Source organism: Micromonospora sp. MP36, assembly GCF_008119785.1.
In the GTDB taxonomy this organism is placed as follows: domain Bacteria; phylum Actinomycetota; class Actinomycetes; order Mycobacteriales; family Micromonosporaceae; genus Micromonospora.
Map to the genome: position 1 here is coordinate 85,625 of NZ_VSFA01000020.1, position 6,980 is coordinate 92,604.

A 6,980-nucleotide genomic window follows, 5' to 3' on the forward strand; every position below is an offset into this window, starting at 1 on the left:
AACCTCCCGTGATCGTGCTACCCCCGCACCGTAGCGGGCAGGGCTGACAATCATCCCCTCACCCGCCCTGGCCAGGCACGCGACACCAGCATGCGCCGGGCCGCCGGGCCCCGACCACCCGCCGGGTCACCGGCCGGCCGGGGTGGGTCAGTCGTTGGGGGTGGCGAGGGTGGTGAGCTGGTCGGCGTACTCGATGCGGGTGGACCACTCGACAGGCCAGGCGGACATGCCGTGGGCGGCGCCGAGGAAGGCGCCCGCGAGGGCGGCGATGGAGTCCGAGTCGCCGGCCGTGGTGGCGCCCCGGGCCAGCGCGGCGACCGGGTCGTCGGCGTGCCGCAGCGCGCAGAGCAGCGCGGTCGCCAGGGCCTCCTCGGCGATCCAGCCTTCCCCGGTGAGCCGGCACGGGTCGCCGCCGTCGTCGGGGTGGGCCAGCGCCGCGTCGAGCCGGCCGAGGACCCGCAGGCACTCGTCCCACCCCCGGGCGATGAACTCCTCCGGCGTCGCCTCGCCGGGGCGCTGCCACAGGTCGCCCAGCCAGTCGGCCCGGTAGACCGTCCGCTGCTTCCGGGCCCGCGCGGCGAGCAGGCCGGGCAGGTCGGCGAGCGCGGCGCCGTCGCGCAGCAGCCGGACCGCGTACGCGGTCAGCTCGCTGGCCGCCAACCCGGTCGGGTGCCCGTGCGTCAGGCCGGCCTGAAGCTGGGCCAGCCCGGCGAGGGTGTCGAGGTCGACGTCGAGCAGCCCGACCGGGGTGACCCGCATGTTCGCCCCGCAGCCCTTCGAGTCGGCGACCGTCGCCTGCTGCCAGCGGACGCCCCGGTCGAGCTCGGCGCAGGCTCGCAGGCAGGTCATCCCCGGCGCGCGGTTGTTGTCCGGGCTGACCGCCCAGGCGAGGAACCGCTGCCGCAGCAGCGGCTCCACCACCTCCGGGGTGTACGCGGGCGCGTCGTGCAGCGCCCAGGCCACCGCGAGCGCCATCTGGGTGTCGTCGGTGACCAGCGCTGGGTCGCCGGTCAGCTCCCGCGGGCCGGCGGGGCCGTAGCGGCGGACGATCTCGGCGACGGTCAGGAACTCGGTGGGCCGGCCCAGAGCGTCGCCGTAGGCGAGGCCGAACAGCGAACCGGAGGCGCGGCGCGGCGAAGAGTCGATCACGGTGGTGATCATGCACCGCCGACGCAAGCCGCGCCGGAGGCGGTCAGTCCCAGCAGAGGCAGAACGGATGCCCGGCCGGGTCGGCGTAGACCCGGAAGCCCTCACCCTCGCCGGGCAGCCGCCGCGCGCCCAGGGCCAGCGCCGCCTTCTCCGCGGTCTCGATGTCGTCCACCGTCACGTCGAGGTGGAACTGCTGCGGCCGGTCCGGGTCGGGCCAGTCCGGCGCGCGCAGGTTGAGGGCCTGCTGGAAGGCGATCCGCGGCTGGTGCCCCGGCGGACCGCCGAGCACCACCCATTCGTCGCCGTCGGAGTTGTCCTCGATCAGCGGGAGGCCGAGCAGCTCCGCGTAGAAGCCGGCCAGCGCGCGCGGATCGGGGCAGTCGATCACCACGGAACGCAGCTGTCCAATCATGCCGGTCATCCTGCCCCGGGGGTGCGACAGGAAACCTACTCCTCGGCCAGCCGCCGGCCGGCGTCCCGGCACGCGGCGAGGACCGCTCGGGCGTACGCCGGGGTGGCGCCGGCCAGGCCGCAGGCGGGGGTGACCACCACCTGCTCGGCGAGCCGACGGCGGGGGAAGCCGAGCTGGTCCCAGACCCGGCGTACCCGGTCGGCGACCTGGGCCGAGGTGGGGGCGCGACCGGCGGGCGGCGGCAGCGCGGGCGCGGCGCCGGCCAGCAGCCCGAGCCCGGCGTCGATCGCCTCGCCGAGCGGGTCCAGGTCGGTGACCAGCTCCAGGTCGAGGGCGACGCCGGCGGCCCCGGTGGTACGGATCAGTTCCAGCGGCACGTCGGGCGCGCAGCAGTGCACCAGGGTCGGCACTCCGGTCGCCTCGACCACGTCGCGCAGCAGCCCTCTGGCGACCTCCGGCTCCACCGCCCGGTAGGTGCCGAAGCCGCTCTCGGTGGGCACCCGGCCGGCCAGCGCCGCCGGCAGGGACGGCTCGTCGAGCTGGAGCAGCACCGACGCGCGGGGCAGCCGCCGGGCCACCGCCTCGACGTGCCCGCGCAGCCCCTCGGCGAGCGAGCCGGCGAGGTCCCGCACCGCACCCGGGTCCCGGATCATCCGGCCGCCGATCGGCAGCTCCACCGACGCGGCCAGGGTGAACGGGCCGGCCGCCTGGACCTTGACCGGGCCGGTGTACTCCTCGGCCTGCTCGGCGAGTTGGTCGAGGTCGCGCTCCATCAGGTCGCGGGCGCGGCGCAGGTCCTTGCCGGGGCGCGGCGCGACCCGCCAGCGGGCCGCGAACAGCTCGACCGGCAGCTCGACGAGCAGCCCGGCGGTCCGGCCGATCAGGTCGGCGCCGGGACCCCGGGCGGGCAGCTCCGGCAGGTGCGGCAGGACGGGCAGCTCGCCGAGCACGATGCGCTGCGCCTCGGCGATGTCGGTGCCGGGCAGCGAGCCGATGCCGGTCGCCGCCCCGGCGGGCCAGGGCCAGGGCTGATCACTCACCGCCGCAGACTATCCGGTGCCCGGCCCGCTCCCGCCGTGAAGGCTCAGCCCGTGATGGTGGCGGAGCCGAGCACCACGTCCCCGGCCGGATCCGGCCGGTACGCCACGATCGCCTGCCCGGCGGCGACCCCCCGCACGGGGCGGCGCAGCTCGGCACGGAGGCCGTCGGCGTCCAGCGACACGGTCGCCGGCACCACGTCGCCGTGCGCCCGCAGCTGCACCTCGCAGTCGACCGGCCCGGTGGGCCGCTCGCAGCCGGTCCACACCGGGCGGGTGGCCCGCACCTGGGAGACCTCCAGCGCCTCGGCCGGGCCGACCATGACGGTGTTGGTCTTCGGGGTGATGGAGAGCACGTAGCGGGGGCGGCCGTCCGGGGCGGGCCGGTCCAGGTGCAGGCCGCGCCGCTGCCCGACGGTGTACTGGTAAGCGCCGGTGTGGCTCCCGACCACCGCGCCGGTGAGCGCGTCGACCACGTCGCCGGGGGTCTCCCCGAGCCGCTGCGCGAGGAAGCCACGGGTGTCGCCGTCGGCGATGAAGCAGATGTCGTGCGAGTCGGGCTTGTCGGCGACCGCGAGGTCGCGCCGGGCGGCCTCCGCGCGTACCTCGGCCTTGGTGGAGTCGCCCAGCGGGAAGATCGAGCGGCCGAGTTGCTCGCGGGTCAGCACCGCGAGCACGTACGACTGGTCCTTGGCCAGGTCGACGCTGCGCCGCAGCAGGCCGTCGGGGCCGAGCCGGGCGTGGTGGCCGGTCACCACCGCGTCGAAGCCGAGGGCCACGGCCCGGTCCAGCACCGCGGCGAACTTGATCTTCTCGTTGCAGCGCAGGCACGGGTTCGGGGTACGGCCGGCCGCGTACTCGGCGACGAAGTCGTCCACCACGTCCTCGTGGAACCGGTCGGCCATGTCCCACACGTAGAACGGGATGCCGATCACGTCGGCGGCCCGCCGGGCGTCCCGGGAGTCCTCCAGGGTGCAGCAGCCGCGGGCGCCGGTGCGGTAGGTCTGCGGGTTGCGGGCCAGCGCCAGGTGCACCCCGGTCACGTCGTGCCCGGCCTCCACCGCGCGCGCCGCCGCCACGGCGGAGTCCACCCCGCCCGACATCGCCGCCAGAACCCTCACCGGCTCACTCCCCTCGTCCTCACCGAGGGTATCCGGGTCAGCGGGGGGTGCGGAGAGCGGCCGCGCGGCGGGCCCGTTCCACGGCGGCGGGCAGCGCGGCGATGAGCGCGTCGACGTCCGCCCGGGTGCTGGTGTGGCCGAGGGTGAACCGCAGCGACGAGCGCGCCCGGTCGTCGTCGGCGCCCATCGCCAGCAGCACGTGCGACGGCTGGGCCACCCCGGCCGAGCAGGCCGAGCCGGTCGAGCAGGCGATGCCCTGGGCGTCGAGGAGGAGCAGCAGCGCGTCCCCTTCACAGCCGGGGAAGGAGAAGTGCGCGTTGCCGGGAAGCCGGTCGGCCGGGTCGCCGTTGAAGATCATCTCGGGCACCGCCTGCCGGACCCGCTCCACCAGCTCGTCGCGGAGCGCGGCGACCCGGGCCGCGTACTCCTGCTGGCCCTTCACCGCGGTCTCGACGGCGACCGCGAAGGCCACGATGCCGGCCGTGTCGAGGGTGCCGGAGCGGACGTCGCGCTCCTGGCCGCCGCCGTGCAGCAACGGCGTGGCGGCGACGTCCCGGGCCAGCAGCAGGGCGCCGACCCCGGTCGGGCCGCCGAGCTTGTGCCCGGTGACGGTGAGGGCGGCGACGCCGCTCGCGGCGAAGTCGACCGGCACCTGCCCGACCGCCTGGATCGCGTCGGTGTGGAACGGCACCCCGTGCTCGGCGGCGACCGCGGCCAGCTCGGCGACCGGCTGCACGGTGCCCACCTCGTTGTTGGCCCACATGGCGGTGACCAGGGCGACCCGCTCGCCGTGCGCGGCCAGCTCGGCGCGGAGCCGCTCCGGGTCGAGCCGGCCGGCGGCGTCGACCGGCAGCCAGCCGACCTCGGCGCCCTCGTGCCCGGCCAGCCAGTCCACCGCGTCCAGCACGGCGTGGTGTTCGACGGCGCTGGAGACCACCCGGGTCCGCTCAGCGTGGGCGGCGCGGCGGGCCCAGAAGATGCCCTTCACCGCGAGGTTGTCGCTCTCGGTGCCGCCCCCGGTGAAGATCACCTCGGAGGGGCGGGCGCCGAGGACGGCGGCCACCCGCTCCCGGGATTCCTCCACCCGCCGCCGGGCGCGCCGGCCCGCCGCGTGCAGCGACGACGCGTTGCCCACCTCGCGGGCCGTGGCGACGTACGCCTCGAGTGCCTCGTCGAGCATCGGGGTCGTCGCCGCGTGATCCAGGTATGCCATCCCGCTCAGCCTAACGGCCGAGTGTCCTCGCGCCGGATGCCGGACCGCCCCCGTCGGCCCGGGGCCTCGCCAGAGGTTTCCACTCGTTACGCTGAACCGAGCCCCGCGCCGCCGACAGCTCGCCGAGGGGCGCCCTGACGGGCTGATCGGCGGGCCGGCTCAGCTCCCCGGCCCGCCGATCAGCTCCCTTCCCACCGCGACGGGAAGGGCGTGACGCACGACGGAGCCGCCGCCCGGATCATCGGACGGCGGCTCTGTCGGATTAGCCGGGCTGCTTCACTTGCGCTTGCGGATCTCCTCGGCGGCCTGGGGGACGACCTTGAACAGGTCGCCGACCACGCCGAAGTCGGCAAGCTCGAAGATCGGCGCTTCGGCGTCCTTGTTGACCGCGACGATGGTCTTCGAGGTCTGCATGCCGGCGCGGTGTTGGATCGCGCCGGAGATGCCGAGTGCGATGTAGAGCTGCGGGGAGACTGTTTTGCCGGTCTGGCCCACCTGGAACTGGTGCGGGTAGTAGCCGGAGTCGACCGCGGCGCGGGACGCGCCGACCGCGCCGCCGAGCAGGTCGGCCAACTCCTCGACGAGCTTGAAGTTGTCGGCGTTGCCGACCCCGCGGCCGCCGGAGACGACGACGGAGGCTTCGGTGAGTTCGGGGCGGGTGCCCTTCTGCTCGGCGACCCGCTGCACCACCTTGGCCAGCTTGTCCGCGTCGCCAACGGCCACGGTGAGCTGCTCCACCGCCGGGGTGGCCGGGGCGGGGGCCGGGGTGAGCGAGTTGGGTCGGACGGTGACCAGCGGCAGGCCCTTGGTGACCTTGGACGTGACGATGGTGGAGCCGGCGAACGCGACCTGCGTCGCGGTGCCGTCCGCGGCGAGGGCGACCACGTCGGTCAGGATGCCGTTGTCCAGCTTGACGGCCAGGCGGGCGGCGATCTCCTTGCCCTCCTGCGACGAGGCGAGCAGCACGGCGGCCGGCTGCACCCGCCGGATCAGGTCGGCCACCACCGTGGCCTTCGGGGCCACCAGGTAGCCGTCGATCTCCTCACCCTCGGCGGCGTAGACCTTCTCCGCGCCGTACTCGCCCAGCTTCGCCGACAGCGCCTGTCCGGCGCCCGGGCCGCCGAGCACGACCGCGCTCGGGGCTCCCAGCTCGCGGGCGAGGGTGAGCATCTCCAGGGTGACCTTCTTGACGCCGAATTCCCGGGTGGCTTCGACGACGACGAGAACCTCAGACATGACCTACACCTCTCACACGAACTTCTCGGTGGCGAGGAACTCGACCAGCTTCACGCCGCCCTCACCCTCGTCGGTGACCTTGACCCCGCCGGAACGCGGCGGCCGCTTGGCGTGCTCCAACACCGTGCTGGTCGCGCCGTCGAAACCCACCTCACCGGGGGCGACACCCAGATCTGCCAGGGACAGCGTCTGCACCGGCTTCTTCTTCGCGGCCATGATGCCCTTGAAGGAGGGGTAGCGCGGCTCGTTGATGGTGTCCCAGACGGACACCACGGCCGGGGTGGCGGCGGTCACCACCTCGTAGCCCTCCTCCGTCTGCCGCTCCACCGTCAGCACACTGCCGTCGACGGTGAGCTTCCGCGCGCCGGTCAACGCGGCCACACCCAGCCGCTCGGCGATCATGTGCGGCATCACCTGCACCCGCCCGTCGGTCGACTCCGCACCACAGATCACCAAATCGGCGTTGAGCTGACCGAGGGCGGCGGCGAGCACCTTCGAGGTGGCCACCGCGCAGGACCCGTGCAACGCGTCGTCCACGACGTGCACCGCCTTGTCCGGGCCCATCGACAGCGCCTTGCGGATCGACTCCGTCGCCCGATCCGGACCCATGGTCAGGATGGTGACCTCACCGCCGTGCGCCTCCTTGATCTTCAACGCCTCCTCGATGGCGTACTCGTCCATCTCGTTGATGACGTTGTTCGCCGAACCGCGGTCGACGGTGTTGTCGTCCAAACGCAGGCTGCGGTCCCCGCCCGAATCAGGCACCTGCTTGACGAGTACGACGATATTCATCGCGCTTCGACGACCCTCCT

Annotated in this window: 7 protein-coding genes; all 7 read right to left on the reverse strand. The window is 74.4% G+C overall.

The window, feature by feature from the left end:
- Nucleotides 1-147: 147 nt before the first annotated feature.
- On the reverse strand, nt 148-1,161 hold the full coding sequence (locus tag FXF52_RS17070; RefSeq protein ID WP_148797893.1) for an ADP-ribosylglycohydrolase family protein: 1,014 nt from the start codon (nt 1,159-1,161) through the stop codon (nt 148-150).
- Between the two features lie 31 nt (nt 1,162-1,192).
- Entirely contained in the window at nt 1,193-1,561 is a 369-nt protein-coding gene (locus FXF52_RS17075) for a VOC family protein (protein WP_187413542.1), read from the reverse strand.
- A 35-nt stretch (nt 1,562-1,596) separates the two neighbouring features.
- Nucleotides 1,597-2,601, reverse strand: coding sequence for a methionine synthase (locus FXF52_RS17080; protein ID WP_148797895.1), 1,005 nt, complete (start codon nt 2,599-2,601; stop codon nt 1,597-1,599).
- Nucleotides 2,602-2,645: 44 nt separating this feature from the next.
- Nucleotides 2,646-3,719: a tRNA 2-thiouridine(34) synthase MnmA gene (mnmA, locus tag FXF52_RS17085; protein WP_187413543.1), complete on the reverse strand. Its 1,074-nt coding sequence runs from the start codon at nt 3,717-3,719 to the stop codon at nt 2,646-2,648.
- Between the two features lie 37 nt (nt 3,720-3,756).
- Nucleotides 3,757-4,932, reverse strand: a complete 1,176-nt coding sequence (locus FXF52_RS17090) for a cysteine desulfurase family protein (RefSeq protein ID WP_148797896.1) — start codon at nt 4,930-4,932, stop codon at nt 3,757-3,759.
- A gap of 276 nt (nt 4,933-5,208) precedes the next feature.
- A complete protein-coding gene (locus FXF52_RS17095; RefSeq protein WP_148797897.1) occupies nt 5,209-6,168 on the reverse strand; it encodes an electron transfer flavoprotein subunit alpha/FixB family protein in 960 nt (319 codons plus the stop codon).
- A gap of 12 nt (nt 6,169-6,180) precedes the next feature.
- The gene (locus tag FXF52_RS17100) at nt 6,181-6,960 is read right to left on the reverse strand and encodes an electron transfer flavoprotein subunit beta/FixA family protein (RefSeq protein ID WP_148797898.1); all 780 of its coding nucleotides are present in this window, start codon (nt 6,958-6,960) and stop codon (nt 6,181-6,183) included.
- Nucleotides 6,961-6,980: the final 20 nt, after the last annotated feature.

Bases quoted from the DNA above. Each gene is read 5' to 3' on its own strand.
- FXF52_RS17070 (WP_148797893.1), bottom strand. From the start codon at position 1,161: ATGATCACCACCGTGATCGACTCTTCGCCGCGCCGCGCCTCCGGTTCG.
- FXF52_RS17075 (WP_187413542.1), bottom strand. From the start codon at position 1,561: ATGATTGGACAGCTGCGTTCCGTGGTGATCGACTGCCCCGATCCGCGC.
- FXF52_RS17090 (WP_148797896.1), bottom strand. From the start codon at position 4,932: ATGGCATACCTGGATCACGCGGCGACGACCCCGATGCTCGACGAGGCA.
- FXF52_RS17095 (WP_148797897.1), bottom strand. From the start codon at position 6,168: ATGTCTGAGGTTCTCGTCGTCGTCGAAGCCACCCGGGAATTCGGCGTC.
- FXF52_RS17100 (WP_148797898.1), bottom strand. From the start codon at position 6,960: ATGAATATCGTCGTACTCGTCAAGCAGGTGCCTGATTCGGGCGGGGAC.